The 23347-nt window shown below is 62.3% G+C and carries 33 protein-coding genes and 4 pseudogenes; 22 read left to right on the forward strand and 15 right to left on the reverse strand.

Features of this window, described 5'->3' with window-relative positions:
- Window positions 1-97: 97 nt before the first annotated feature.
- The gene (locus tag NLM25_RS32890; protein WP_254121847.1) at window positions 98-613 is read left to right on the forward strand and encodes a ferritin-like domain-containing protein; all 516 of its coding nucleotides are present in this window, start codon (window positions 98-100) and stop codon (window positions 611-613) included.
- A gap of 319 nt (window positions 614-932) precedes the next feature.
- A complete protein-coding gene (locus NLM25_RS32895) occupies window positions 933-1295 on the forward strand; it encodes a response regulator (RefSeq protein ID WP_254121848.1) in 363 nt (120 codons plus the stop codon).
- A 114-nt stretch (window positions 1296-1409) separates the two neighbouring features.
- Here NLM25_RS32895 and NLM25_RS32900 read toward each other — a convergent pair whose 3' ends face one another.
- Entirely contained in the window at window positions 1410-2015 is a 606-nt protein-coding gene (locus tag NLM25_RS32900) for a cupin domain-containing protein (RefSeq protein WP_254121849.1), read from the reverse strand.
- 227 nt (window positions 2016-2242) lie between these two features.
- Between NLM25_RS32900 and NLM25_RS32905 the strand changes: the two genes are divergently transcribed.
- The 3 genes from NLM25_RS32905 to NLM25_RS32915 are packed head-to-tail and all read left to right on the forward strand — an operon-like array spanning window position 2243 to window position 3180.
- A complete protein-coding gene (locus tag NLM25_RS32905; RefSeq protein WP_254121850.1) occupies window positions 2243-2410 on the forward strand; it encodes a hypothetical protein in 168 nt (55 codons plus the stop codon).
- Window positions 2411-2424: 14 nt separating this feature from the next.
- A complete protein-coding gene (locus NLM25_RS32910) occupies window positions 2425-2823 on the forward strand; it encodes a low affinity iron permease family protein (protein WP_254121851.1) in 399 nt (132 codons plus the stop codon).
- Window positions 2824-2847: 24 nt separating this feature from the next.
- Window positions 2848-3180, forward strand: a complete 333-nt coding sequence (locus NLM25_RS32915; protein WP_254121852.1) for a SemiSWEET family sugar transporter — start codon at window positions 2848-2850, stop codon at window positions 3178-3180.
- Here the strand turns inward: NLM25_RS32915 and NLM25_RS32920 are convergent.
- From NLM25_RS32920 to NLM25_RS32930, 3 genes and pseudogenes are all read right to left on the reverse strand, one after another.
- Window positions 3110-3853, reverse strand: a pseudogene (locus NLM25_RS32920) (excinuclease ABC subunit A); the annotation flags it as partial. The gene NLM25_RS32915 and the pseudogene NLM25_RS32920 sit on opposite strands and share 71 nt — an antisense overlap.
- 304 nt (window positions 3854-4157) lie before the next feature.
- Window positions 4158-5300, reverse strand: a complete 1143-nt coding sequence (locus tag NLM25_RS32925) for an AI-2E family transporter (protein ID WP_254121853.1) — start codon at window positions 5298-5300, stop codon at window positions 4158-4160.
- Window positions 5301-5315: 15 nt separating this feature from the next.
- On the reverse strand, window positions 5316-5531 hold the full coding sequence (locus NLM25_RS32930) for a hypothetical protein (RefSeq protein ID WP_254121854.1): 216 nt from the start codon (window positions 5529-5531) through the stop codon (window positions 5316-5318).
- Between the two features lie 1015 nt (window positions 5532-6546).
- Here NLM25_RS32930 and NLM25_RS32935 point away from each other — a divergent pair.
- Window positions 6547-6801 (forward strand): PilZ domain-containing protein, encoded by a 255-nt coding sequence (locus NLM25_RS32935; protein WP_254124538.1) that lies wholly within the window; start codon window positions 6547-6549, stop codon window positions 6799-6801.
- A 14-nt stretch (window positions 6802-6815) separates the two neighbouring features.
- Here NLM25_RS32935 and NLM25_RS32940 read toward each other — a convergent pair whose 3' ends face one another.
- The 3 genes from NLM25_RS32940 to NLM25_RS32950 form a co-directional block, all read right to left on the reverse strand.
- Complete coding sequence (locus NLM25_RS32940; protein ID WP_254121855.1) at window positions 6816-7034, reverse strand: hypothetical protein; 219 nt, start codon at window positions 7032-7034, stop codon at window positions 6816-6818.
- Window positions 7031-8074: a glycosyltransferase family 4 protein gene (locus NLM25_RS32945; protein ID WP_254121856.1), complete on the reverse strand. Its 1044-nt coding sequence runs from the start codon at window positions 8072-8074 to the stop codon at window positions 7031-7033. The genes NLM25_RS32940 and NLM25_RS32945 overlap by 4 nt, the downstream gene beginning before the upstream one ends.
- Window positions 8075-8206: 132 nt before the next feature.
- Window positions 8207-8416: a hypothetical protein gene (locus NLM25_RS32950; RefSeq protein WP_254121857.1), complete on the reverse strand. Its 210-nt coding sequence runs from the start codon at window positions 8414-8416 to the stop codon at window positions 8207-8209.
- Window positions 8417-8669: 253 nt separating this feature from the next.
- Between NLM25_RS32950 and NLM25_RS32955 the strand changes: the two genes are divergently transcribed.
- Entirely contained in the window at window positions 8670-8990 is a 321-nt protein-coding gene (locus tag NLM25_RS32955; protein WP_254121858.1) for a hypothetical protein, read from the forward strand.
- A gap of 12 nt (window positions 8991-9002) precedes the next feature.
- Window positions 9003-9629, forward strand: a complete 627-nt coding sequence (locus NLM25_RS32960) for a hypothetical protein (RefSeq protein ID WP_254121859.1) — start codon at window positions 9003-9005, stop codon at window positions 9627-9629.
- 113 nt (window positions 9630-9742) lie between these two features.
- Here NLM25_RS32960 and NLM25_RS32965 read toward each other — a convergent pair whose 3' ends face one another.
- Window positions 9743-10129 (reverse strand): VOC family protein, encoded by a 387-nt coding sequence (locus tag NLM25_RS32965; protein WP_254121860.1) that lies wholly within the window; start codon window positions 10127-10129, stop codon window positions 9743-9745.
- Window positions 10130-10197: 68 nt separating this feature from the next.
- Window positions 10198-11055, reverse strand: coding sequence for an SDR family oxidoreductase (locus NLM25_RS32970; protein ID WP_254121861.1), 858 nt, complete (start codon window positions 11053-11055; stop codon window positions 10198-10200).
- 144 nt (window positions 11056-11199) lie between these two features.
- On the opposite strand from NLM25_RS32970, the gene NLM25_RS32975 reads away from it, so the two are divergent.
- The 3 genes from NLM25_RS32975 to NLM25_RS32985 all read left to right on the forward strand — a co-directional run bounded on the left by NLM25_RS32975 (window position 11200) and on the right by NLM25_RS32985 (window position 12763).
- Window positions 11200-11436: a DUF3551 domain-containing protein gene (locus tag NLM25_RS32975; protein ID WP_254121862.1), complete on the forward strand. Its 237-nt coding sequence runs from the start codon at window positions 11200-11202 to the stop codon at window positions 11434-11436.
- Between the two features lie 16 nt (window positions 11437-11452).
- Window positions 11453-12424 carry a patatin-like phospholipase family protein gene (locus NLM25_RS32980; RefSeq protein WP_254121863.1) on the forward strand — a complete coding sequence of 324 codons (972 nt, stop codon included), beginning with the start codon at window positions 11453-11455 and terminating at the stop codon, window positions 12422-12424.
- 66 nt (window positions 12425-12490) lie between these two features.
- On the forward strand, window positions 12491-12763 hold the full coding sequence (locus tag NLM25_RS32985) for a hypothetical protein (protein ID WP_254139788.1): 273 nt from the start codon (window positions 12491-12493) through the stop codon (window positions 12761-12763).
- A 421-nt stretch (window positions 12764-13184) separates the two neighbouring features.
- Here the strand turns inward: NLM25_RS32985 and NLM25_RS32990 are convergent.
- Window positions 13185-13259: pseudogene (locus NLM25_RS32990) on the reverse strand (metallophosphoesterase); the annotation flags it as partial.
- 110 nt (window positions 13260-13369) lie between these two features.
- Between NLM25_RS32990 and NLM25_RS44170 the strand changes: the two are divergent.
- The 6 genes and pseudogenes from NLM25_RS44170 to NLM25_RS33015 form a co-directional block, all read left to right on the forward strand.
- Window positions 13370-13999: a DUF3459 domain-containing protein gene (locus tag NLM25_RS44170; protein WP_254121865.1), complete on the forward strand. Its 630-nt coding sequence runs from the start codon at window positions 13370-13372 to the stop codon at window positions 13997-13999.
- A gap of 143 nt (window positions 14000-14142) precedes the next feature.
- Window positions 14143-15318 carry a zinc-dependent alcohol dehydrogenase gene (locus NLM25_RS33000; protein ID WP_254121866.1) on the forward strand — a complete coding sequence of 392 codons (1176 nt, stop codon included), beginning with the start codon at window positions 14143-14145 and terminating at the stop codon, window positions 15316-15318.
- 11 nt (window positions 15319-15329) lie between these two features.
- Entirely contained in the window at window positions 15330-15875 is a 546-nt protein-coding gene (locus tag NLM25_RS33005; protein WP_254121867.1) for a hypothetical protein, read from the forward strand.
- Window positions 15862-16302, forward strand: a complete 441-nt coding sequence (locus NLM25_RS44175) for a hypothetical protein (RefSeq protein ID WP_309143629.1) — start codon at window positions 15862-15864, stop codon at window positions 16300-16302. Before NLM25_RS33005 ends, NLM25_RS44175 begins: the two co-directional genes overlap by 14 nt.
- Window positions 16286-16861, forward strand: a pseudogene (locus NLM25_RS33010) (YihY/virulence factor BrkB family protein). Before NLM25_RS44175 ends, NLM25_RS33010 begins: the two are co-directional and overlap by 17 nt.
- Before the next feature lie 237 nt (window positions 16862-17098).
- Window positions 17099-17320: pseudogene (locus NLM25_RS33015) on the forward strand (DUF892 family protein); the annotation flags it as partial.
- An 18-nt stretch (window positions 17321-17338) separates the two neighbouring features.
- Here the strand turns inward: NLM25_RS33015 and NLM25_RS33020 are convergent.
- Genes NLM25_RS33020 through NLM25_RS44180 form a run of 3 tightly spaced genes read right to left on the reverse strand, consistent with a single transcriptional unit; the run spans window position 17339 to window position 18467 of the window.
- Complete coding sequence (locus NLM25_RS33020; RefSeq protein ID WP_254121868.1) at window positions 17339-17815, reverse strand: DUF3147 family protein; 477 nt, start codon at window positions 17813-17815, stop codon at window positions 17339-17341.
- On the reverse strand, window positions 17812-18144 hold the full coding sequence (locus NLM25_RS33025; RefSeq protein ID WP_254121869.1) for a hypothetical protein: 333 nt from the start codon (window positions 18142-18144) through the stop codon (window positions 17812-17814). The genes NLM25_RS33020 and NLM25_RS33025 overlap by 4 nt, the downstream gene beginning before the upstream one ends.
- Window positions 18141-18467, reverse strand: coding sequence for a phosphatase PAP2 family protein (locus tag NLM25_RS44180; RefSeq protein WP_309143657.1), 327 nt, complete (start codon window positions 18465-18467; stop codon window positions 18141-18143). The genes NLM25_RS33025 and NLM25_RS44180 overlap by 4 nt, the downstream gene beginning before the upstream one ends.
- A gap of 877 nt (window positions 18468-19344) precedes the next feature.
- Here NLM25_RS44180 and NLM25_RS33035 point away from each other — a divergent pair.
- Window positions 19345-19785 carry a hypothetical protein gene (locus NLM25_RS33035; RefSeq protein WP_254139790.1) on the forward strand — a complete coding sequence of 147 codons (441 nt, stop codon included), beginning with the start codon at window positions 19345-19347 and terminating at the stop codon, window positions 19783-19785.
- Window positions 19786-19879: 94 nt separating this feature from the next.
- Here the strand turns inward: NLM25_RS33035 and NLM25_RS33040 are convergent, their stop codons facing one another.
- Window positions 19880-20053 (reverse strand): hypothetical protein, encoded by a 174-nt coding sequence (locus tag NLM25_RS33040; protein WP_254121871.1) that lies wholly within the window; start codon window positions 20051-20053, stop codon window positions 19880-19882.
- Between the two features lie 160 nt (window positions 20054-20213).
- Entirely contained in the window at window positions 20214-20438 is a 225-nt protein-coding gene (locus NLM25_RS33045; protein WP_254121872.1) for a DUF2171 domain-containing protein, read from the reverse strand.
- A 284-nt stretch (window positions 20439-20722) separates the two neighbouring features.
- On the opposite strand from NLM25_RS33045, the gene NLM25_RS33050 reads away from it, so the two are divergent.
- The 4 genes from NLM25_RS33050 to NLM25_RS33065 are packed head-to-tail and all read left to right on the forward strand — an operon-like array spanning window position 20723 to window position 23330.
- Window positions 20723-21019 (forward strand): hypothetical protein, encoded by a 297-nt coding sequence (locus tag NLM25_RS33050; RefSeq protein ID WP_254139791.1) that lies wholly within the window; start codon window positions 20723-20725, stop codon window positions 21017-21019.
- The gene (locus NLM25_RS33055; RefSeq protein ID WP_254121874.1) at window positions 21019-21582 is read left to right on the forward strand and encodes an MOSC domain-containing protein; all 564 of its coding nucleotides are present in this window, start codon (window positions 21019-21021) and stop codon (window positions 21580-21582) included. Before NLM25_RS33050 ends, NLM25_RS33055 begins: the two co-directional genes overlap by 1 nt.
- 46 nt (window positions 21583-21628) lie before the next feature.
- A complete protein-coding gene (locus NLM25_RS33060; protein WP_254121876.1) occupies window positions 21629-21889 on the forward strand; it encodes a hypothetical protein in 261 nt (86 codons plus the stop codon).
- A 37-nt stretch (window positions 21890-21926) separates the two neighbouring features.
- Complete coding sequence (locus tag NLM25_RS33065; RefSeq protein WP_254121878.1) at window positions 21927-23330, forward strand: TAXI family TRAP transporter solute-binding subunit; 1404 nt, start codon at window positions 21927-21929, stop codon at window positions 23328-23330.
- Window positions 23331-23347 lie beyond the last annotated feature (17 nt).

Below are 23347 nucleotides of genomic sequence, written 5' to 3' on the forward strand. Positions count from 1 at the left end.
TCGTCGAGAGGGCCTCCGTCTTGACGCATCGTAGCAGATGGGAACCCCGCGAGACGCCACGCGTTCCTCACCATCATTGCGAGAGGAGAAATCGATTATGGGCTTCTTCACGAAGGACATCAAAACGATGGAGGACCTGCTGATCCACGGTCTGCAGGACATCTACTATGCCGAGCAGCAGATCTTGAAAGCGCTGCCGACGATGATCGACAAAGCGACCAACCGCGACCTCGTCACCGGCCTCAAGAACCATCTGGAGGAGACTAACAAGCAGGTCGAGCGGCTGGAGAAGGCGTTCGCGAAGGTCGGGAAGGAGCCCAGCGGCACCAAGTGCCCGGCCATCGACGGCATCATCAAGGAAGCTGACGAGACCGCGGGTGAGATCGAGGACAAGGCAGTGCTGGACGCCGCCATCGTCGCGAACGCTCAGGCCGTCGAGCACTACGAGATGTGCCGCTACGGCACGCTGATCGCCTGGGCGGAAGAACTTGGCCACGACGAGATCGTCCGCTTCCTGACCACCAACCTCAACGAGGAAAAGGCGGCGAACACCAAGCTCAACACGGTGGCGCTGCGCAAGGGCGTCAACGCCAAGGCGTCGACGGCGGCCTAGGCCAGCTTCTTCCGTCTTGATCTCAGCGGCTCCGCGACATCGCGGGGCCGCTGCTCGTTGAGCCGAGAGCGTGACGCGAATTGGCGCAGCACGAACCAGGCGGCGACCGCGACGCCTGGAGCATCCGTTCAGCCCTAACCGCAGCGGCTCCTCAGGTCGCTTCATGCCCGGATATCGCGAGACCGCCGCGAATGCCCGTTAATGCGGATCAATCGTGAAGCGTCGCAGCAAGAAGGCGATTAACTTATGACATTTTCGGAACTGCGCAAACATTTAGCAGTTTGCAATTCGCAAATCAAAACGTTCAGGACGGCTGCAGGTGCGCATACTCATTGTCGAAGACGACACCCTCATCCGCGAATTCGTCGTCGATGTCCTCAGGGACGAGGGCTACGACGTCATCCATGCGGCCGACGGCGAGCAGGCGCTGGCCTGGTGCGGACGCAAAGCCGCCGACGTTCTGGTGACCGACGTGAAGCTGCCTGGAAAGATCGACGGCTGGCAGGTCGCCGAACGTTGCCGTCAGGATCATCCTAATCTTCCGGTGATCTACGCCACCGGCTTTTCGCCGGTCACGCCGCGTCCGGTCCCCGGCAGCCTCATCCTGCAGAAGCCGTATCACCCTGACCAGATCGTCGAGGCGATCAGGGAGGTGACGTCCGGCCGGTCACCGTCTGCCTAGCTCGTGCGTTGCTGCGGTTGATGAAGCGGGCATTACCTAGACTGGTCCCGACGGTCAGCATGGCAAAGGCCGAGACTACCGCGCCGCTGGCCAGAAAGCGGATGACATACTCGCTCATTTCGGCTTTTTCCATAGCTTGGGGAGCGGACCATCGGCGCCGTACGCCGGGTCCTTTCGCGGTACCGGCACTTTCGGGATCGTCTTCAACGCCCGCGAACGATCCTCGACGGTCGTGCACTCGTCGTACCTGCCCGTCCAGGGGTAGGCCCCGACGACGAGAAAGTACTTGTCTGCGGACAGGCACTGATGGCCCGTACCGGCGGGCAGGATCGCGACGTCACCTGCCTTCAGCTTGAATATCCGGCCCTTGCTGCCACCGAACCGGACGCGGCCCTCACCGCGAGCGATGCCGAGCACCTCGTGAATGCGGGAGTGGTAGTGAACATAGTCGTAGATGCCGTCGCGCCAGCTGTCGGCCCATCCGTTCGCCTCGAACAGGTCTTCGAGCACTGCCGCGGGATCGTGCTCCCCGTCGAAGTCGACCGCGCCCCTGTACAGGATCAGGGCCCAGCGTGGATGGTTCGGGATCAACCCATCATCCTTGAACCGAACGGTGTGGGGCTTTCTTGAACGCACAAGTTCGGGCGCCTTCCGCTTGCCAGGCCGGCGCAGACCGGTGGCTCGCTCCGCATATTCCTTGAAGTCTTCAAGTATCGGCATGGTCCGTCTCCTTCCGGGATAACCGGTGCAACCGCGAAGCATTCGTCCGAACCAGCACCGGGTGCACAATCGGCCACCATCGTCCGTCCGATCCAACATTCGGACTCCATAACTCCGAAGCGAGTTCCGGGTTCGATCCTCGTCGACGGAACGAACCGCGCAAGTCGTTGTTAGAAAAGCGAATTGGAGGCGCAGTGAAAAGGAAAGCGCGGACGTCGACGTTAGACGTGGTCGGACTCGCTGTGCCCGCAGCAGCCGCCTTCTATCTGCTTACCGGCGGCAAGAATGCCGGCGTCGTTCACGCCGACACTGGCGTCACGACGCAGAAGGCGGCGAACGCCGCCGGTGCGCGCGTCCTGCCCTCCGACCCCAAGCTCAAGGTCGAGCCGAATTAATCGGAGGAGTCATCATGCGAGCACACCTGCCTGTCGGGAATGCATCACCGGCGTCGCAGCGGAATGGCGATTGGTTCGCCCGACTGGCGGTAGCGACGTCGCGAATCTCCGGGCGCCCGCTCACTTTCCTTCTCGCGGTTACCACGGTGCTGGTTTGGGCCATCACGGGACCGCTGTTCGGCTTCAGCGACACCTGGCAACTCGTCATCAACACAGGCACCACCATCGTCACCTTCCTAATGGTCTTCCTGATCCAGGCGACCCAGAACCGGGATACGCTGGCGCTTCAGGTTAAACTCGACGAGCTCATCCTCGCGACCAAGAATGCTCACAACGCTATCGCAGGCATCGAGGAAGCTCCCGACAAGGAGATCGAGAAGGCGAAGGTGGAGGTCCTCAAGCGCGCCAGCTGAGGAAACGAGGAACGGCATCACGCCATGTCCGGCTCCATCGCTACCTATGTCGGCGGCGTCGCCGCCTTTCTCGCATCGCTCTCCTACATTCCGCAGGTTAGGAAGGCTTGGCCGCGCGGATCGACCCGCGACCTCTCGCTAGGCACGCTGGCTGCGCTTACGCGGGGACTGGGCCTCTGGACCGTTTACGGCGCGATCCAGGGCGACTGGGTCATCGTGCTGGCCAACGTCGTGGGAGCGACGCTCTCCGGTATCGTGCTGGCGTGCAAGATCCGTAACCTGCTGACCGCAGCGCTCTCTGCACCTCCTTGGCGTCATAGCCGGCATAGACGGGGACCGTGGGCTGCTCGTCCGTAAACAGGATCCAGTTTCGCGCCTTTCTTGGAAGGTCGCGCCAGGGCGTGTCGACGTCGTAACCAAGGGTCGTCAGGATATCGCGCAGGTTCTGGCCGTGCCATGCCGTCGGCCACGCCGCGACGGCCCGCTCGCGGATGGTGAGGGTGTCGTCCGGCACCATCGAGCGTTCGGTCACGTCGTAGACGCGGCCGAGACCGTGGCATTTCGGACAAGCCCCTTCTGCCGAATTGGGCGAGAAGGATTCTGCATGAAGCAGAGGTTGCGACTTCGGGTAGTCGCCGGCGCGCGAATAGAGCATCCGGAACAGGTTCGACAGCGTCGTGACGCTGCCGACGCTGGATCGCGTTGTCGGCGAGCCCCGCTGCTGCTGCAGCGCGACAGCCGGCGGCAGCCCCTCGACCTCGTCGACTTCGGGCACGGCCATCTGGTGAAACAGGCGCCGAGCGTAAGGGGACACGGATTCCAGATATCGTCGCTGCGCTTCTGCATACAGCGTCCCGAATGCCAGGGATGATTTTCCGGAGCCGGAGACGCCGGTGAACACCACAAGCGCATCGCGCGGAATGTCCACGTCCACGTTCTTCAAATTGTGCTCGCGCGCGCCCCGCACCCTGACTAATCCGTGTTCCGACTGCGCCGGGCTCTGCTTTAGTCTATACGCCTTGTCGTCCATGACTCGCTGCCGCTGCGGTTAAGACAGATAACGGGCCCGAAACGCCGACGATCCCAAGAGACTCGCGGGCTACCTCATGGAACCATTGCCAAGCGCGCAGGTTCGTTCCAACGACCGCCGGATATGAGACACATTATTCTGCTTCCATACTGGGCCGGCACGCCTGCAGGCCCATCCGGTGTGCAAATGGCGGGATTACATCGTGCGCTTGCTGCCTGGATCTCGACGCCGCTCAGCGTCCCACTCGCGGAGCAGGCAACCCTTTAACATTGGGCTATGCCGGGGTTTTCAATGATATCCTCCATCACGCCTGCGGTAGAGGCCGGAATATCCACTCGCGCCAAACCGCCAGTAGCGCGGCCATGATGACCGGCCCCACGAAGAGACCCATGAGGCCGAACGCAGCCAGTCCGCCGAAAATTCCGACGAACGCGAGCAGGAAGGGAAGCCTCGCCGAGCCGCTCACCACCGTCGGCCAGACGAAATGATCGCCAGCGATCATGACGATCGAGCCCCACAAGAACACTCCGGCCGCAGCGACCCCGCTTCCGCCCTCCGATATCGTGACGATGGCCGCGACGGTGAACGCCAGCCAGGCGCCGAACGGGATCATCGCGAACGCCGTCGTGAAGATGACGAACATCAGCGCATTGGGGACGCCCGCCACGAAATAACCGATGCCGATCGCTATCCCTTCGCCAAGGGCTACCAGCACCGTGCCGTTCACGGTCGCACGGGTCGCGTCGATCATCTTCTCGACTAGGCACTCTCCCGCGTCTCCAAAGAGCCTGTCGCAAGTCTCAAGGAAGCGGCTCGTAATCGAGCGGCCGCTGCGGAGCAGAGCGAATAAGGCCAACAAGGAGAAAAACAAGAGAAACAGCCGGTGGACCAGTTGACCGCCCAACGTCCGGAAGAGGTCGGATACGTTGTCCGCATTCACCGACTTCAACCACTCCGTAGCCGCCTTCGGATCCGAGAGATTGGCCCGCCACCATTGCTCCATGCTCCCGGCGGCGATCGGCAGGCGGGCGATCCAGTCTGGCACTTCGGCGCCGCTCTCCCGCGCCCTCTTGAGCCAGTCGGCCAGCAAATCGCTCTGCTGCGCGACTTCGTACACGGCAAGGGCAATTGGCGTTACCAGGATCAGTGCGACGAGGACTGTGAATGCAAAAGCCGCTGCTCCGGAAGGACCGCCCATGACGCGCGTGGCGAACGCCAGATAGAGCGGCCACAGGGCGACCGCCATGATGGTCGCCCAAACGAGAGCAGGCAGGAAACTCGCGGCGGTCCAAAGTCCGAGCGCCACTAATATCAGTGCCAGGGCGATCCTGGCGTTCATGCGCGCGCCCGCCCCCAGCGGGAGTGGCTTTTGATCGGCTGGCTTGGCCGCTGCGGGAGAGCCTCTCGATTGGAGTTTCTTTGATGGGGCTTTGGCCGTGCCGGTCATGCGCCTTTCCGACGTTTACCGGCTGCGCAGCTGCGGTCTTGCGGTAAGGAGCGCGCGGTCCGCTGACGGACGCGACGCCGGGATCACGCGTTTCGTGATACGAACCACATGCACTTTGCCTGTCGTGGTTCCTTGTCGCAGGCTGCGCCTGCTACGCCAGGCAGCCACCTCGTCCTCCAGACGGAATGCTCCGTCCTTGCCTTTGCCCTCGTGTTCGATGGTCGCGCCCATCTGGTTTTCCTCTTTAAGTCTCGCGCATAAAACGAGATAAGGCGACAGATGTTCCTTTATCCGGAACAACCGGCAGACCTCGGTCGTCTTTCCGAAGGATAATCGCCTTGCTGGCGCTTACGATCGGGGCTCAGTCAACCGACCAGATCGACTGGGCCGCATCGTCATGGTCCGGCGATGCAAGGTCCTGAAATGCGCGCGGCCTTGAATGCGCTTGCCGAGGAGTTCGACGTAGTCGCCGTTCCCTCTCAATATCAACACTGAGACGCATTCCTAGGAACGGTCCAAACCGCACACGATTTGTCCTTGGTAAACCTCAAGGAGAAACCTTATGCGTAGGACAATTCTGACGATCTTCATGGCCACGATGCTGGCCAGTGCCTCAGTGGGCGCCGCATTCGCACAGGGAGCGGGCGGTGCAGGCGCGGGAGCCGGCGGTGCGGGAGCAGGCGCTGGTGCAGGATCGGGCGGCGCGGGAGCAGGTGGCGCGAGCGCAGGTGGTGCGGCCGGTAACGGTGGCACTGGCGCAGGAGGGTCCGCAGGCGGATCTGGCGGCGGCGGCATCAGCCATGTCGAGCGCGGCGGGCAAGGCGCCTCCAGTCCTCCCGGCATGCGCAACGAGACGACCCCACCGTCGAACGGGACGACTCCGAGGCGTTGACCCCCGACAGCAACTGCGCGCCTGAGTACATCTCCTTCAAACAGCGCGCGTAAGAGCGGCCCCGGCGGACCCTCCCATGCGCCGGGGCCGCATTCGATTCGCGAATGATTTCCCTCGATGAACGAGGTGCCGATGAGTATCGCCCACCATTCTGAGACCCAACACCTCGCGGCCGGGAGCGCTGGGCCTGAACGGGGCCATCAGCAGAAAGGCACTCCATTTTCTAACAAATGATAACGCAACTTCCGGCAACAGGAGATTTCCTACGCGACGCAATCGTCCGATGGTGATTCCTCCGTGCCGCGATCCAAAGACGAGCAATCCGTTACGTTCGAAACCGCGCTTCCGGCGCAAATGATGGCCATCGACGGAACCTGGCGGCCTCCCTGTGCGGTCGAGACGATCTCGGAAGAAGGTGCGAGGCTGACGCTCGAGGTTTCCATCGAATCCCTTTCCTTGACAGAATTTTTCCTAGTGCTCTCCTCGACGGGCCTGGCCTATCGCAGCTGCGAGCTTGACGGCGTCAACGGCGCCGAGATAACCGTCAAGTTCTTGCGGGCTCGGGACAGGCGAAAAGAGCGTTCGGGAACCCGCAACGCGCCCGCCTGACCCGCCGCCCCCTTTCAATGGCCGGACGCAAGCTGCAGCTCCAGCATCGCCATCCGCTGAAGCACGGCAGGGTCCCGCTCTCCGGCATTTGCCGCCCGCAGGATGGACTCCGCCAACATATGGACGTGACGCGCGTGAACGGGCTCCGGCAACGTTGCAACGGCGGCTTCCAGCGCAGTCGTCATGAGCTGGACGACGTCAGGCGAAAACGCAGCGTGCGCAAAATCCTTCATGGCGCTTGGCGTCCTCCGCGAGCGATCAGCTCGCGATATCGGTCTTCGTACTCGCTCGCCATCCGGCTCGCGAGGAATCTCTCCTCGAAGCGGGCGCGGACCTTTCTTCGATCCAGTCGAACGACTTCCTTGACTGCTTCGATCGCCTGCTCTTCACCGTCCACGATGAAGCCGGTGACGCCGTCTTCCACGACTTCCGGCACCGATCCGGAACGATAGGCGATCACGGGCGTGCCACATGCCATCGCCTCGATCATGACAAGCCCGAACGGCTCGGGCCAATCTATTGGAAACAGCAAGGCGTCGGCGCCGGCGAGAAAGGGCTGCTTGCCAACCTCGTCCACCTCTCCGATCAGATGGACGTTCTCGCCGTCAATCTCGGGTTCGAGCTTCTTCTTGAAGTAGGCCGTCTCCGCGCGGGGTATCTTGGCGGCGATCCTCAGCGGCATCCGGACGGCGCGCGCAATGCGTATCGCATCTTCCGGCCCCTTCTCAGCCGTCAGCCGTCCAAGAAAGGCCAGGTAAGAACCTGGTTTAAAGGAGGGCCGAAACAGACCTTTGGGCAATCCGTGCGAAATCGTGGCGATCCAGTTCGCGTCCGGAAGCGCACGGCGCTGGTTGTCGGAAATGGAGACAAAGGGAGCTTCCGGAAAAGCAGCGATCACGTCGGATAGTCCCTGAAGGTCGAGCCGGCCGTGCATGGTCGTCAGAAACGGCACGCCGGTCCGGCTCAGGACCGGCAGGGGCAACCAGTCGACATGAGAGTGAATCACATCGAAGTCGCGCGCGCGCTCGGCGACAGCCTCGATCAGCAGCGCGCAGGCGGCGTTCGGATCGACGCCCCTGCGCCCCAAGCGCAGCGCTCGCGGCCACACCGGATGGAGGGTTCCCTTCGCCTTCGAATCCCCGCTCGCGAACAGGGTGACGGCGTGCCCGGCGGAGACCAATTCGTCCACCAGCCACGCGATCACCCGCTCCGTGCCGCCGTAAAGCTTTGGAGGAACACTCTCGGCCAACGGGGCAAGCTGGGCGATCCGCACCGAACTAGTCTCCAAGCGCGATGCGCAAGCCGATCACGACGACTGCGGATATGAGAAACGAAAGCGCGAGCAGCGTCCAACTGGGTCTTGTGCTTCCGCGGGCTACGCGCGCAACGAGCATTTTCATGCTCGTCAACATTCGTCACGGGGAAGCTGGTGCAGGTAGGCTATCCCGAAGCTGGCGAGCTCTTCAGTGTCGCTCTCTCGCTCTTCCCATCTCCTGTGCAGATGGCGCTGCAGCAGGCAGCGCCGGCTGTCGCAGGCGCCGACTTCGGGATGCCGGGCACGATACACCGTCCAGGCGGTCTCCGTAGCGTTCTTCAAGACGACTTCATCGACCATGCTCAGTCTCCGGAGACGAACCTCGTCGTTGCCAACTCAAGGCACTTGGGAAAGTTTCCACTTTTTCCCGACTAATAACGAAGGGAGGATTGAGAGGCTTTGTCGCCCGCGCAGTGCCGCACGACAGCGCAGCAGGCGTTGGCTGCGGCCAATCTTGCGAGAGAGTGCTGCGGCATTGCGCACTTCGCACAGCAGCAACCAATTCGGGTCTCAGTTGTTGTCGCCGGCATAATCACTAGCAGGAGACAAAAACATGTCACGTCTAACTTTGCTGGCCGCAACCTTGTTGCTGCTCGCGTCGTGCCCCGCGGGCGCCCAGTCGCAGCCGGCGCAAGGCGGGCCAGGCAACAACGCCGTCAACAGCTCCGACAAGAACAATTCGAACGCGCCAGTCGCGGGCCGCAACAGCTTCACCGAGGGCCAGGCGAAATCGCGGATCGAGGACGCGGGATATTCCAACGTCTCCGGCCTGCAGAAGGACAACGAAGGCGTCTGGCGCGGCAAGGCCGACAAGGCCGGTACCAAGACCGAAGTCAGCGTCGACTTCCAAGGCAACGTCAATCCCGCGAAGTAAGGAGCAGTTAGCATGACGACCACCATCTCTCGCCTATACGACAATTATTCCGATGCCGAGCGGGCCGTCACGCGGCTCGAGAGCGCCGGCGTGCCGCACTCCGACATCAGCATCGTCGCCAACAATTCCGACAATTGGTATGGTTCACAGCGCGGCAAAGTCGACCGTGACCGCGACGGCGTCGACGATCGCGCTGAAGGGGCCGGCGCGGGTGCTGGCATTGGTGCCGGCCTCGGCGGCGCGGCGGGCCTTCTCGCCGGCCTCGGCCTGTTGGCCCTTCCCGGTCTCGGGCCGGTCGTGGCTGCTGGATGGCTCGCCTCCACCGCCGCCGGCGCGGCCGCGGGCGCGGCCACCGGCGGCATCGTCGGCGCGCTCACCCAGGCCGGCGTTTCCAAAGAAGACGCATCGCGCTACGCGGAAGGCGTTCGCCGCGGCGGCACCCTCGTCTCCGCGAAGGTGCCCGACAACGATCGCGCGCGCCTCGATGCGCTTCTCCATGAGAGGTCCGTCAACCTTCAGGAGCGCAGTTCCGCTTGGCAGAAGGCCGGCTGGAGCGACTTCGACGCCGCAAGCCCGCCCTTGTCACCGGACGACATCGGCCGCGAGCGCGAGCTCTACGGCGCGGGGACACGGCGATAGTCCTCAGACCGGATATGACAAAGGCCCCGCGCTGCGGGGCCTTTTTTATCTGGAAAACCCATACACCTGGCTGGCCTCGACGAACCAGGCAAGATGAGGTCGGGCTTCGGAACCTAGAAGCTCTCTCTCGCAGTATACGTCACTGCCTCTATCTTGTTTCCGTCGAGGTCCCGAACGAACGCGCCGTAGTAGTTGGCGAAGTAATTTTCGCGGATACCGGCAGCTCCTTCATCAACTCCGCCATTCGTTATGGCAGTCTTGTGAAAGGTCCGAACGGTTTCGCGGTTTAGTGCCTGGAAGGCAATGTGAGCGCCATTGCCAGCCATTGCCGGCAGCCCATTTAGCGGTGTTTCAAGGCTAAAGACGATGTCGGATGCTCCATAGTGAAGCGACCTTTCGGAGCCTTTCAGTAGCCGAAAGCCAATCAGAGACATAAGCGGATCATAGAAAGCTTTGGCACGCCTTATGTCATTAGTGCCGATTGAGACGTGATGGATCATGTGTTTGCCGCCTTGATCATCCGCCCAACTCGGCAATTGGGGCTTAAATAGAGTTGCAAGTTCTTGGCCTAGATGAATGGCTTTCCGCCGGTGACGGCCAAGGTTGCTCCTGACGTGTAGCTCGATAGAGGATCGGCCAGCATGACATAGGCCGTCGCGAGCTCGGCCGGCTGTCCGGCGCGCTGCATAGGCACCTGCTTGCCGAAATTCTTGACCGAGTCCTCCGGCATGGTCGACGGAATGAGTGGCGTCCAGATCGGACCGGGCGCTACCGCGTTGACGCGGATCCCCTTCGCTGCCAACATCTGCGCGAGTCCTCCAGTAAAATTCTGAATGGCTCCCTTGGTCGTGGCGTAAGCGAGCAGGGTCGGGTTCGGCATGTCCGAGTTCACCGAGGCCGTGTTCACGATCGCGGCTCCCGGCCGCATGTGCGGGACGGCAGCCTTCGTCAGATAGAACATGGCATGAATGTTCACCTCGAACGTGTGCCGCCACTCCTCGTCGCTGATGTCTGCAATGTCCTTGAAGCTGGCCTGATGGGCGGCGTTGTTGACGAGAATGTCGATCCCGCCGAGCTCCGCGACCGCGCGCTCCACGACGGCGCGGCAATGATCTGGCCGACTGATGTCGCCGGGGATCAGGATGACCTTGCGCCCTTCCCGCTCAATCAGCGCCTTGACCTCGGTGGCGTCCTCGTCCTCGTTCAGATAAGCGATGACGATGTCGGCTCCCTCGCGCGCATAGGCAATAGCGACCGCGCGGCCGATGCCGCTGTCACCGCCGGTGATGATCGCCTTCCTGCCGGAAAGGCGGCCTGAGCCCTTGTAACTCTCCTCACCATGATCAGGCCGTGGATTCATCGCACGTGTCGAACCGGGCATCGGCTGCTGCTGCGCAGGGAAAGGCGGCTTTGGATATTCGGTCATCGGAGGCTCCGGCAATTTCCCCCGCTAACGGAGCTCCGCCGGAAGTGTTCCAAGGCAGCAGATGAGACACGATCTCGCGCGGAGCCGCAGCGCTAGGAACGCTAGATCGGAGGTAGCGTTCACGAATTGAATCAGGAGCCTTCCATGAAACGCGCCACCCTCATTGCCCTCACCGTGGGAGTCATGACCAGCTTCGCCGCCGCAACGCCGGCAATGGCGCAAGGTCGCTACTGCCTTCAAGGTCGCATTTGGGGTTATCCGGGCAACGGCCAGTTCGCGAGCTATGGCCAATGCATGGCGAGCGCCTCGGGAACAAACGCCTATTGCGGAATCAGTCCCCGCTACGCTTATGCCCGCCGCGGTCGAGGATACGAACGCTGAGGTAATCCGACCGGATATGGCAATTGATCCGCCTCTCACCGCCCTTGTCCTCTCCGGAGGCCTGGGGCTCGGCGCCTACCATGGCGGCGCCTTCGAGGCCTTTACGTCCTTGTCACTTTCGGCCGGCTGGGTTGCGGGCTCGTCGGCCGGTGCTATCTCGGCTGCACTCATCGCGGGAAGCGCTGCGGCCGACCGGATTCCAAACTTGCGCAACTATTGGCGAGCACCGGACGGCGTAACCGTGACGCCGAATGCCGGTCGCCACCTGTTCGGTTGGATGAACGCGATCAACGCGCACCTGTTCGGCAGCGCGGGGTTCTTCCATCCCCGACTTCCCCTTCCGGCGTCTCATTTCGGTGGCCTGTATGATCTAGGCCCCACGCGAGAGCGCCTCGAGGCGCTGATCGATTTCGATCGCCTGAACGATGGCAGTCCCCGCATCACGATCTGCGCCACGGACTTGGAAAGCGGCGACACCGTCCTATTCGATTCTGCATCGGAGCGCATCGACATGGATCACATCCTGGCCAGTTGCGGCTTTCTTCCCGAGTTCGCGCCGGTGCAGATCGCCGGCAGATGGCTTGGCGATGGTGGCTTCTCGTTGAACGCGCCCTTTGACCCCATCCTCGAAACGCCGGCCTCGCTCCGCCTCTATGTCATCGACCTCTTCGCCCGCGACGGTCGAGTTCCCGACGGAATCGAGGCCGCAGCCGAACGCAAGACCGACCTGACATTCGGCAACCAGACCTTTTACCGGCTTCGCCACGCCCTCGAAGCTCGCCAGCTCCGGGCCGAATTGCAAAGCCTTGATCACCATGACCTGATCCATCTCCTGAGCTACCGGCCAGGGCTGGAAGAAGCCGGGCCGGAAAAATCCTTCGACCTGTCGGAAACGGCGATGGCCCAGAGGTGGCGCGCGGGTTTTCTTGACATGCAAGCCACGGAAACCGCTCGTGCTCAAGATGGAATCCATCGCGTGCGCCGATGATATCGCACGGGACACGCGCTTGGCACGCGTCCCAGACAAACGAGAGAGGCTGCCATGGCATATGCTGTGTTCAACGACGACGAAAAGCTGAGCCGGACGTTCGCGACCAAGGAGAAGGCGCTTGAGAAAGCCGACGAGGCCGGCCTGGTCGAACAATCGAAGGGGAGCCGAAGCTGGAAGATGACCTGGAGATCAAGCCATGCACGCCTGATCCCCAGCCTCAAAACGATGCCGATCTCGACTGGACGCCCGATACGGCAAAACCCTGATCCTGCGTCAGCATCCCTTGCAGATGCTCTTGATCTTTCGATCGACGTTGGAGTTCCGCGAGGTCTCTGAGCGAATCTGGTCGTCACCCTGCAGCGAAGGACCGGGCGTCACCGTTCCGTCAATCCGGCCGCTGCTGGTCCCGCCCGCCGGGTTTCCGGCTCGTCCGACCGTGGTCGATCCCCGCGGGCCGGCGCCGCTCGATTGAGCCGTCCCGGCCGAGTTGGTCCCGGTGGGTGAACTGCCGGACGCGCCGGCGGCACTGCTCGCGCTTCCGCCTGAAGCTCCACCGCTCCCGCTTCCTCCCTGGCCCCAGACCGCGCCTGTAGTGGCACTAGTCAGGAGGGCAATCAGTATTAGGCCTGACTTAGTCATGCGCATCGCGTCGCTCCATTTCGACATCACGGGGTGCAATGTCTTGATGCACTTGTCGTTCCTGCATAGATCGTCGCAGCTCTTGCCGGACGGGTGCGGCGATCACGCAGGCTACGCCGACCCCGGCCAGGCATCGCTCCGCCTCCGGCCGCAACAGACCGTGCGTGTCCGAGATCACTCCGATTTTGAGCATTTCACCTGCAGCCATCCTGCCCAGTTAGGAACGACAGCTGCGCCTTGTCGCTGCAAGCGGCGATCGATGCGTACTTCAATGCCCTGCCCGAGAAGGCCTGGCCGGTGTAGGTGATCGGCGGCCACGACAAGCAACGGATCGCCAGCAAGATCGGCGAGGCGCAGATGCGCGTGCTTGCGATGCTCCTGATGTCGCTATGGGGAACGCCGTTCGCCTATATGGGCGATGAGATCGGTCGCAAGCGCGTCTCCATCCCGCCGGACAGCATTCGCGATCCCTTCGAGAAACTCGTGCCCAGCTACGGCCTTTGTCGCGATCCAGAGCGCGCGCCGATGCGGTGGGATGACAGTGCCGATGGGGGGTTTTCGAGCGGCTGTCCAGGGCTCCCGCTCGAGCCGGAAGGCTCGCCCAATGTCGGCGAACAGCAGCGCGACGAGCGCTCGCTATTGGCGCTCTTTCGGGCGCTGATGGCGCTGCGGCAGGAGCATTCATGCCTGCGCCAGGGTGACTATGAGCCGCTGCGATCGCGACACGACGTGCTCGCCTTCAAACGCGTGCAGGATGGGCGCGAAATGCTGATCGCCCTCAACATAGCCGCCGAGCCACGGACATGGCATTGGCAGGGCCTCGGACGCCTGCTGATGTCCAGCCATCTGGACCTGCGGCCGCGATCCTTGCCGGACGCCTCGATCCTGCTTCGCGCCAATGAAGGCGTCATCATCGCGCTCGACCCGCGATGATCGGATCGCGGACGCCCTACCGTTCCACCGCCGTCGCCTTCCTATTCCAAGGGCCTGATGGGGCGCAAAGATTTGTACCGTTCGATAGCAACCATTGTTCCTTTCCCGACTTGGATGCCACGTGTTGAGCGGGAGGAACAGAGATGAAGGCGCTGGTCTGGCACGGCAAGGAAGACATCCGGTGCGACACCGTGACCGATCCGGAAATCCAGGATCCACGCGACGCCATCATCAAGGTGACCAGTTGCGCGATCTGCGGCTCAGACCTCCATCTCTTCCACAATTTCATTCCGGGCATGATGCCCGGCGACATCATGGGCCACGAGACCATGGGCGAAGTGGTCGAGGTCGGCTCGGGCGTTGACGGCAAGCTGAAGAAGGGCGACCGCATTGTCGTTCCCTTCACGATCATTTGCGGCGAATGCGAGCAATGCAAGCGCGGCAATTTCTCGGTCTGCGAGACCACCAACCGCAAGAAGCACCTCGCCGACAAGGTGTTCGGGCATTCGACCGCGGGCCTGTTCGGCTATACGCACCTGACCGGCGGCTATCCCGGCGGCCAAGCCGAGTATCTGCGCGTTCCCTTTGCTGATGCCACGCACATCAAGGTCCCCGCCGGCATCCCCGACGAGCAGTTGTTGTTTCTCAGCGACATCTTCCCAACCGGCTGGCAGGCCGCCGTGCAATGCGACATCGTGCCGACCGACACCGTCGCGATCTGGGGCTGCGGCCCCGTCGGCCAGATGGCCATCCGCAGCGCCATCCTGCTCGGCGCCAACCAGGTGATCGCGATCGACTGCCTGCCTGAGCGGCTGAGCATGGCAGAGGCCGCTGGCGCCACCACGATCAATTTCGAGAACGAGAGCGTGCTGCAGCGGCTCAAGGAACTGACCGACGGCAAGGGCCCCGAAAAGTGCATCGATTGCGTCGGCATGGAATCACACGTGATGGCGTCACTGCCCGACACCATTCTGGACCGCGCCAAGCAGATGGTGATGCTGGAGAGTGACCGGCCGCATGTGCTGCGCGAGATGATCTATGTCTGCCGGCCCGGCGGCATCATCTCCGTGCCCGGCGTCTATAGCGGCTTCTCCGACATGCTGCCGATGGGCGCCTTCATGAACAAGGGACTGACGATGCGGACCGGCCAGACCCACGTCAACCGTTGGACCGACGATCTGCTTCGCCGCATCGAGGAAGGCGAGATCGATCCATCCTTCGTGATCACCCACACCGTCCCGCTCAAGCAAGGTCCCGAGATGTACCAGGTGTTCCGCGACAAGCGCGATTCCTGCGTCAAGGTCGTGCTGAAGCCCTGAAGGAGCAAACCATGTTTCATTTCTCCAACATCGTGCGCACCAAGGGCGACCCGAAGCTGATCGAGGGCGGACCGAGCCTCAAGCGGCCGGAAGACCAGCTCGCGCGCGCGCTCGGCTGGTTCAGCATCGGCCTCGGCGTCATGGAATTGTTCGCCCCGAGGCGCGTCACCGAAACGCTGGGCATGGAAGGCAACGAGACCCTGGTCCGCGCCTTCGGCGTCCGGGAAATTCTCGCCGGGATCATGACGCTCTCGGTGGAAAAGAATGCGGGCCTTTGGGCGCGCGTCGGCGGTGACGGCCTCGATGCGGCCGCGCTGATTTCCGGACTGACGCCGGATAATCCGAGGAAAGGCAACATCGCGCTCGCGCTGCTCATGGTCGGCGGCATCGCCGTGCTCGACTACCGCGCCGCTCAGGAAACCAAGCCGCGACGGCCGCCGTCCAAGTCGTCGCGCAAGCTCTATCCGAACCGCAGTGGCTTTCCCAAGGGAGTGGAGGCCGTAAAGAATCGAGCCAAGGAGATGATCCAGCACGCGACGGCCGGTGTCGCCTCCTGATTTGGCAGCTCGATCGAGTCCACATTGGGAATGCTTCCGGCTGTGGCTCGGCTTCCTCGATCGCGACGAGGCACAGCCGGCCATACGCTGGGAACGGACGGAGAGCGGCCTGTTACGGCTGAAGGATCTTGCGGAGCGAGCCTGCGTCAGCACGTCGACGCTGCAGCGCCGGCTCGCGACGGACGGCGGATTTCGACAGACACGCGAGCGGACCCTGGCTACATCAGCAATCCGCTGGCTGCAGGATACCAATGATAGCATCGAGACTATTGCCGCGGATCTCGTACCCGGCGGCGCTATTGATGTGGCGCGGGAGCAACTCACTCGTGTTGACACGAAAGGCGATCGATCGTTGGGCTTCACCTTCGCAGTCGGGCCTTGCGATTTCGCTCTGGAGCGCGAACGCCGCCATGAAGTCTCTGTTTGACACGCTGAACATCGTCTACGGCGCGCAGGAGAAGCGGGGCTTCTTCAAACTGAATGCCATGTCGCTGGCCTTCACCGTTGCCGCCATCGGCTTCATCCTGGCCGCATTGGCCGCCGTCGTCGCCATCCCCATCGTTTTGCAGCACCTCTGGCTCTCCGACCCCGTCGAACTTCTCATTCGTTTCGCGGCTTGGCCGGCGATGTTCGTCGCCGTCGCGCTGGGCCTGTCCTGCATCTACCGCTTCGGTCCAAGCAGGTAGGCACCGCGATGGAGGGATAGCACAGGTGCAACCTTGCTTTGGCTCGCGGCCTCCGCGCTGTTCTCGTGCTACGCCGCCAACTTCGGTACTTTCAATGAGACCTACGGCTCCCTGGGCGCCATCATCGGCTTCATGACGTGGCTATGGCTCTCGGCGATCGTGATCCGGCTCGGGGGTGAACTCAATGCGGAGATGGAGCATCAAACCGCGCGCGACACCACCACAGGACGGCCCAAACCGCTCGGCGCTCGCGGCGCGAAGATGGCGGATACGGTCGGCGCGACACACGCCGCGACCTAAAGTTTTTGGCGCAGACGGTCTAAACGTTCGGAGGTTTCATATAGATCCGTGCGTCGTCGTGGAGCGACGAACGCTGCCACGTCTTCCACGTCTCGGACTGCGAGAAGGCGCTTGCGTGGTGCAAACGCACGGCAGCGGACGTGCTGGTGACCGCATCCCGATGCCGGGAAATATAGACGGGTGCATCGCAGAGCGTTGTCGCCAGCACCATCCGGAGCTGCCGATCATCACGCAAGACAAGCGGTCTTGGATGCCGCCGTTGTCGCAAACGCGCAAGCCGTCGAGCACTACGAGATGTGCCGCTACGGGACGCTAATCGCTTGGGCCGAGCAGCTGGGCCTCGACGAGATCGTGCGCTTCCTCACGACCAACCTGAACGAAGAGAAGGCGGCGAACACCAAGCTCAACACGGTAGCGCTCCGCAAGGGCGTCAACGCCAAAGCCTCCGACGCGGCCTGAAATCCTTCCGTTGAATGCTCAGCAGCTCCGTGACATCGCGGGGCCGCTGCCGCGTTCGGGCTTGCGAGCAGCACGCAGCTTGCGCCGGGCGAACCAGGCGGCCACAGAGACGCAAAGCCAAGCTAGGGAGGCGCCAGTGAACGCGCCGACGACGCCGCGTTCGACCAGCAACCAAAACACTACGGCGAACGCCAACATGCCCAGCGCCCCGAGCGCGGCGCCTGCGGCGTCGAGCGCTGCGGCCTGTTGGCCTCGCCGCTCGCCTTGTAGCCCAGCCTGCCGCATGCGGCGGATTTCATGTTTCTCGATGAGCGTGGCGCTGGCGCAGAAGATGGCCGGCAGAGCGAGGAATAGGCCGCCCACGGACGCTCCATAGCGGCTGCTGATCAGACCGGTGAAGACCGTCGCCGCCCCGCCGAGCGCGAAGCGGACCTCATACTCATACCAGCGGCCTTCCCGCAGCGAGGACGGCGAGACGCGGATGGGCGTGCTCATGTCTGACCTCCGGCGACTGCCCAAAGGCAAAAGGCCGTGGTTAACCAAGCGACGATCGACAGCAAGGTCGCCAGCAGCGCGCTAATCCGCGCGCGAATTAGCAACTGGCAGACGACGACGCTGTCAAGTGCGACCGCACCCGCCATCATCGACAGGCTTTGGACGGCTGCGTAGGATTCGCCGTGCCGGTAAATCGCGATGCCCAGCGTGGCCAGCGCGACCGAGGGCGCGGCCCCGAACAAGCCGGCGAAGCTCAGCACGTCCCCAAGCATTGAGAACGCCGACACCACGGCGCCACCGATCAGGAAGCGGATGACGTACTCGGTCATTTCGGCCGCCTCTCATCCGAGGATCGCAGCGGATATCCCGTCCAGAACCGCAGCATCCGCTCCATGACGGCACCGAGCGCAAAGCCTGCGACCACGTCGCTCGCCCAGTGGGCCAGTACGACGATCCACGTCAGCGAAAGGCCCACCGCCAAGGTTTGGATCACTCTTCGCGGCATCGGCGGTAAAGTGCCCGCGGCGGACGCCAAGGCGCCCATATGCAGCGCATGCCCCGATGGAAAGGCGTCCTCCCGCTTGCCCGAAAACGAGACGCCGTGCACGTGGCCGAGCACCGTCTTGCGATCCGGACGAGTCTGGTCAATCACTGACTTCAAGGCGTGAGGTACCAACGACACCGCGACAGTAACCAAGAGCGCGTGGTTACCGGCGCGTTGCAACTGCTCCGATCTGCCTCGGCTCGCGACCCACCCAGCGACAGCCAACGCCAGCAATATCTTTTCGTCGGCGCCCCATGTCAGTCCACGTGAGACTATCTCCGCGCGATGGTTTGTGTTGCGCCACGGTTTGCGCAATCAGCAAATCGGGCTTGGTAGGCTTAACCTCAACTAGGGCCATCAGCTCGTCCGTCGCTGCCCGGAGAAGGCAACGTTGTTCTTGCATCTGCCATCATAACGTCCGGACGAATTCCAAGTTCATATGCGTGTCATAAAGCCGATTCGTCTGGCCTTCATTGCAGATGCATCGGCTCTGTCGGGAGAGGGGGCAATCGCAATGGCTGCCGGCAGCTCCTATCGGACGACGCCTATCGTTGACAGCATGGCGACGTCCGGCCGAGCAATACGTTATTGATCGCCGCCACCGACAGCAGCGTTCGGATAGGTCAAGGCATTAAATAGATCGAATGCGAGCCGTTCTCAGCATCAACACACCGGCCTAGGCACCGGTCTCCGCCTCCGCCAGCTGTACGCTTCGTCAAACACTCGGGCGGCCTTATCAATATCTACGGCGAGTTAAACGGGACGCCCTCAAACTCTACCTGCTTCACTATTTGGGAAGTCAGTTGTCGAAGACATCGCTGCGATGACCAAAACCATTGTTGACGGCGCGGAACTACTCGCGCAACACGATCGTTCATCAAGGACGTCTCGATCCGGGCGTTGATCTCATCCAGAACCAGCTTTCAAGCGGAGAAATCACGGGATTTGGTCGGGCGGATTTTCGACAAGTCTTGACCGCACTTTCATGCGCGCCACGAATGTCGCGCTAAACCGCGCTCAAGAGTGGAAAAACAATGCCCATACGGCGACGAGGCTCGCGGCTGCCAACGAGGCTGGCAAGCAGGAGCACGAGGACACTGGGTCCGGGTTCTGCCTGACGGGCTTCCACGGACTCTCGACGATCGGGCGTTGGCGATTGCTGCACATGTTGGAATCCTTCCTCAGAAGCAAGCCCGCGCCAAAGCGTTGGTTCCTGCGGAGGAACAGCGCCGCCCGCCAAGCGCTCATGTTGGCCGGAACAAAGGAAAGCCCATGGCTGAAAACATTCGATCCGGCACCACGGACAAGCATGCCAAAGACCCCAACCAAAACGAGCAAGGAAAAGACGAACGACGAGGAGCTCGACAGCTTCCCAGCGTCGGATCCGGTCAGCAGCACGCAGGCATCGAAGGCGCAGCCTGACTGAGGCGGCGCAGGTATTCAAAGCGCTATGATGTGAAGATACATCCCCAGCACGATAGCGATGCTGAGGATGATGATGCCGATGAAAAACCGGCCCATCACTTCTCCTTCCAAACACCCTTAAACTTCTTCGCGGTCTTCTTGACGGCCATGAACTCGCCGCTCGTCTTTTTGCGCTTGGTCGAGGTTTTGGCGAGAGGGTTCTTGAGTTGCGTCCGCTTCTTCACCGCGCCCTTGCGTGCGTTGTCTCCGGACGGTTTGTTTACCGCCATCGGTGCCTCTAAAACGGCTCAAGGCACGAAGCAGGTTGTTGGTTCCTGGCAGGAACATCGTCCAGCTTGTGGGCTTTTCATTCCTACGGTCCCCGTGCTCGCGAGGAGGTCGTCAGCGCGCGGTTTACTTGCGGTGTATGGTGCAGGGCCCGCGCTCTTTTTAACCTTCCTGTTTGGGAACGGCGTCGGCGTTGAGTGAGAGCTTGACGACGTCGCCTTCGACCGATCCGACAAGCTTCTTGTCGATATAGTGGTGATGGTCCTTGTGACCCTCGGGGTTATCCTTCTTCGTCAGCTTGATGCGATCCCCCTCTACTTTATCGACAGTGCCAACCTGGACGCCGTCCTTACCGACGATTTTCATGTGTTCTCTGATTTCGGACATGTGCTTCTCCTTGCGAAGAGGCAACGGGAACAGCGGTACATCGTTGCAATGCCCTGAGGGCTGTTCTGGCGAAAGGATGGCGCTGCCCCCAGAGAATCGCAACACTCCTCAGATTTCAATCACTTCCTAAAGTGACGGCCGAGCGGGCTTCCATCTCCACCGGTTTCGACCGAACTAGTAGGAGAGCTCCGGCGTTTACCCTGATCATGTCAGACGCTTTTGATTACTTCCGCGCCTACGCTGTTAGAGCCCTTTGCAGGGCCCGATCGATGCCGCAGGGCAAGATGAAACATCTCCAGCTTATGGCCGGACGGATCTATAATCTCCTCAAGAAAGAGGCCGCTTATGGCCCGAACACGCAGCACCTCGAGGACTTCCGGGCAGCGCAGAAACTCGATCGATCTTTCGGCGATCGGCCCGATGACGCCTCGACAAAGTCGCTTTGCGCCGGCGACTACGCGAAGCATGGGACGGTAGGCTCGTTGAGTGGCCTCCGACGCTCGCACCGTGCAAAGGCCTCCTGCGGAAACGCAATGACGCTTGCGGAGATCACGCGCTACTTCCGCCACAAGCGGCGCTGATGCCGCAGGGGCACGATCGCTCGCTCGGGGGAAGGGTGGTTGCGGTCGCCGCCGATCGCGGGCACCGTTTCAGCAAACCGACGAAGGACCGCATAGTTCTGGTGGAAGGCAATGGCGTCGAAGGCGACGCCCACGCCGGCCCTTTCGTCCGGCACCGCTATCTAGCCCGCCGCAGACCCCGCCTGCCCAATCGCCGGCAGGTCCACCTGATCCCATCGGAACTCTTCGCAACGCTACTTAAAGCTGGCTTTGAGGTCAGTGCCGGCGACCTCGGCGAGAACATCACCACTGCCGGCCTGGACCTCGAGCGCTTGCCGCTCGGGTGCCTGATCGAACTCGGGCCGACGGCGATCATAGAGCTGACCGGGCTCCGGACGCCCTGCGTCCTCATCGACCGCTACCGAGCTGGCCTCAAACGGCACGTGCTCTCGTCGGCGGAAACGGGCCGTCCGTTCAAGTCCGGGGTGCTGGGCGTGGTCCGGGCCGGCGGGACGGTTGCGGCTGGCGATATCGCGCGAGTTCGGCTTCCGTCCTCGCCATTTCGCGCCCTCCCGGCTCTGTAGAAGGCCCAATATCTCGACGGCCCGCCCCAGATTATCCCGAGGCTTCATGAGCCGGCCCGATCTGATGATCTTCTTGGCGATCAGTTCGCTGAACGGGTGGCCTTCCACGATCCGTGATGCTGCCGTCCTCGACGACTTCTGGCATCGATCCAAAGCGGTTGGTGATCACTGGCCTGCCGCAGCCATCGCCTTGATCATGACGACACCGATTCCGTCCTCGCCGTATGCGCGCCATCCCAACGTCCTCTCATGCGACGGAACATTCAGGTCCGGCGCTGGTTCGCCAAGTTCCCGGCTGCGCGCTTGAGCTCCCAAGAAGACGCTTGTTCACGGAGAGTCCGCTGATGCCACCATCCAACGCGGTCAGAAGCGCTCCTGATCGGCGCCAACGAAGGCTTCTAATCGTATTGGCGATGGGATTCGTAGCCTTCGGCGCTGCGGCGGCCGCCCTCTTCTACGTGCTGCAGCCCGAGACACTCCGGATCGCCGTCGGCCCCTCAGGCAGCGAAGATCACCACGTGGTCGAGGCGATGGCCGAGGCCTTCGAGGAGGAAAGCAGGACGGTCAGGATCTTGCCGATCACGACCGCAGGAGCGGCCGAATCCCTGGCCCTCATGGGCGCCGGCAAAGCCGACTTGGCGGTCGGCCGGGGCGATCTTGCCATGCCGTCCGACGCGCAGACGCTCGCCGTCCTACGTAAGAATTACGTCGTCCTGTGGTCGCCCTCCGGTCGACAGGGCAAGGACATCAAGAAAAAGGCAGGGGCCAAGATCGCAGAGATGGCCGATCTGTCGGGGCGTAAGGTCGGCATCATCGGAAGGACCGGCGCCAACGTCGCACTCCTGCGGACAATTCTAGAGGGCTCCGGCGTGCAGCCTGACAAGGTTTCCACGGCTCAATTCGGGACCGAAGAGATCGAAAAGCTTGCGCAAGACACCACGCTGGACGCGTATCTCGCCGTCGGGCCCCTCGACAGCAAGATCACGGCCGCGGCCATCGCCGCGACGTCCCGATCGCGCGGATCGCCGAAGTTTATTCCAGTCGAAACGTCCGAAGCCATCTCACTGAGGCATCCGCGCTACGAAGCCGAGGAAATCCCCGGCAGCGTCTTCAACGCAAATCCGGCTTGGCCGGAGGACAAGGTCGACACCATCAGCGTCAACCATCTCATCCTGGGCAAAAAAGAGCTGTCAGAAGCCAAGGCCGCGGCGTTCTACCGGCAGCTTTTCGCCGTCCGGGACACGATCACGCAACGTGTCGCCGGCGCCGCGCACATCACGAAGCCGGAGACGGAGAAAGAGGCAGAGCCTTCCGTGCACCGGGGCGCTGCGGCGGTCATCAACGGGACCGAGCGAACGTTTCTGGACAAGTACAGCGACTACTTCTGGTTCGCCCTGCTTCTGCTTTCCGGCATCGGTTCGGCAGCCGCCTGGCTGCGTCGCTACCTGAACCGGGACGAGCGAGACGACAACGCCAGCAACCGCAACCGCATTCTCAAACTGGTCTCGGGCATTGGGGAAGCCCGGTCAGAAGAGGATCTGCTGACATCGCAACGCGAGGTCGACGCGATCATCGCCGAGACGCTCAAGTGCTACGATGATGGAGCAATCGAACAGGAGGACATGGCCGCATTCGGTTTGGTGCTCGAGCTCTTCGATCATGCCGCCGCCGAGAGGCGAGCCGCGCTGCAGAGCGGTTCGAGCTCTTCGCTTCCCTTCTCGAAGTCGCCTCGAGGTGGCGTCGGGTGACGGGCGCCAACAGCCGG

Origin of the sequence: Bradyrhizobium sp. CCGB01 (genome assembly GCF_024199795.1) — a bacterium.
GTDB lineage: Bacteria > Pseudomonadota > Alphaproteobacteria > Rhizobiales > Xanthobacteraceae > Bradyrhizobium.

What these genes read in the sequence shown, in the direction of transcription:
- NLM25_RS32890 (WP_254121847.1), top strand. Translation starts at nt 98, where the DNA reads ATGGGCTTCTTCACGAAGGACATCAAAACGATGGAGGACCTGCTGATC.
- NLM25_RS32900 (WP_254121849.1), bottom strand. Translation starts at nt 2,015, where the DNA reads ATGCCGATACTTGAAGACTTCAAGGAATATGCGGAGCGAGCCACCGGT.
- NLM25_RS32910 (WP_254121851.1), top strand. Translation starts at nt 2,425, where the DNA reads ATGCGAGCACACCTGCCTGTCGGGAATGCATCACCGGCGTCGCAGCGG.
- NLM25_RS32915 (WP_254121852.1), top strand. Translation starts at nt 2,848, where the DNA reads ATGTCCGGCTCCATCGCTACCTATGTCGGCGGCGTCGCCGCCTTTCTC.
- NLM25_RS32925 (WP_254121853.1), bottom strand. Translation starts at nt 5,300, where the DNA reads ATGACCGGCACGGCCAAAGCCCCATCAAAGAAACTCCAATCGAGAGGC.
- NLM25_RS32930 (WP_254121854.1), bottom strand. Translation starts at nt 5,531, where the DNA reads ATGGGCGCGACCATCGAACACGAGGGCAAAGGCAAGGACGGAGCATTC.
- NLM25_RS32935 (WP_254124538.1), top strand. Translation starts at nt 6,547, where the DNA reads ATGATGGCCATCGACGGAACCTGGCGGCCTCCCTGTGCGGTCGAGACG.
- NLM25_RS32940 (WP_254121855.1), bottom strand. Translation starts at nt 7,034, where the DNA reads ATGAAGGATTTTGCGCACGCTGCGTTTTCGCCTGACGTCGTCCAGCTC.
- NLM25_RS32950 (WP_254121857.1), bottom strand. Translation starts at nt 8,416, where the DNA reads ATGGTCGATGAAGTCGTCTTGAAGAACGCTACGGAGACCGCCTGGACG.
- NLM25_RS32955 (WP_254121858.1), top strand. Translation starts at nt 8,670, where the DNA reads ATGTCACGTCTAACTTTGCTGGCCGCAACCTTGTTGCTGCTCGCGTCG.
- NLM25_RS32960 (WP_254121859.1), top strand. Translation starts at nt 9,003, where the DNA reads ATGACGACCACCATCTCTCGCCTATACGACAATTATTCCGATGCCGAG.
- NLM25_RS32965 (WP_254121860.1), bottom strand. Translation starts at nt 10,129, where the DNA reads ATGATCCATCACGTCTCAATCGGCACTAATGACATAAGGCGTGCCAAA.
- NLM25_RS32970 (WP_254121861.1), bottom strand. Translation starts at nt 11,055, where the DNA reads ATGACCGAATATCCAAAGCCGCCTTTCCCTGCGCAGCAGCAGCCGATG.
- NLM25_RS32975 (WP_254121862.1), top strand. Translation starts at nt 11,200, where the DNA reads ATGAAACGCGCCACCCTCATTGCCCTCACCGTGGGAGTCATGACCAGC.
- NLM25_RS32980 (WP_254121863.1), top strand. Translation starts at nt 11,453, where the DNA reads ATGGCAATTGATCCGCCTCTCACCGCCCTTGTCCTCTCCGGAGGCCTG.
- NLM25_RS33000 (WP_254121866.1), top strand. Translation starts at nt 14,143, where the DNA reads ATGAAGGCGCTGGTCTGGCACGGCAAGGAAGACATCCGGTGCGACACC.
- NLM25_RS33005 (WP_254121867.1), top strand. Translation starts at nt 15,330, where the DNA reads ATGTTTCATTTCTCCAACATCGTGCGCACCAAGGGCGACCCGAAGCTG.
- NLM25_RS33020 (WP_254121868.1), bottom strand. Translation starts at nt 17,815, where the DNA reads ATGAGCACGCCCATCCGCGTCTCGCCGTCCTCGCTGCGGGAAGGCCGC.
- NLM25_RS33025 (WP_254121869.1), bottom strand. Translation starts at nt 18,144, where the DNA reads ATGACCGAGTACGTCATCCGCTTCCTGATCGGTGGCGCCGTGGTGTCG.
- NLM25_RS33035 (WP_254139790.1), top strand. Translation starts at nt 19,345, where the DNA reads ATGCGCGCCACGAATGTCGCGCTAAACCGCGCTCAAGAGTGGAAAAAC.
- NLM25_RS33040 (WP_254121871.1), bottom strand. Translation starts at nt 20,053, where the DNA reads ATGGCGGTAAACAAACCGTCCGGAGACAACGCACGCAAGGGCGCGGTG.
- NLM25_RS33045 (WP_254121872.1), bottom strand. Translation starts at nt 20,438, where the DNA reads ATGTCCGAAATCAGAGAACACATGAAAATCGTCGGTAAGGACGGCGTC.
- NLM25_RS33050 (WP_254139791.1), top strand. Translation starts at nt 20,723, where the DNA reads ATGAAACATCTCCAGCTTATGGCCGGACGGATCTATAATCTCCTCAAG.
- NLM25_RS33055 (WP_254121874.1), top strand. Translation starts at nt 21,019, where the DNA reads ATGCCGCAGGGGCACGATCGCTCGCTCGGGGGAAGGGTGGTTGCGGTC.
- NLM25_RS33060 (WP_254121876.1), top strand. Translation starts at nt 21,629, where the DNA reads ATGAGCCGGCCCGATCTGATGATCTTCTTGGCGATCAGTTCGCTGAAC.
- NLM25_RS33065 (WP_254121878.1), top strand. Translation starts at nt 21,927, where the DNA reads ATGCCACCATCCAACGCGGTCAGAAGCGCTCCTGATCGGCGCCAACGA.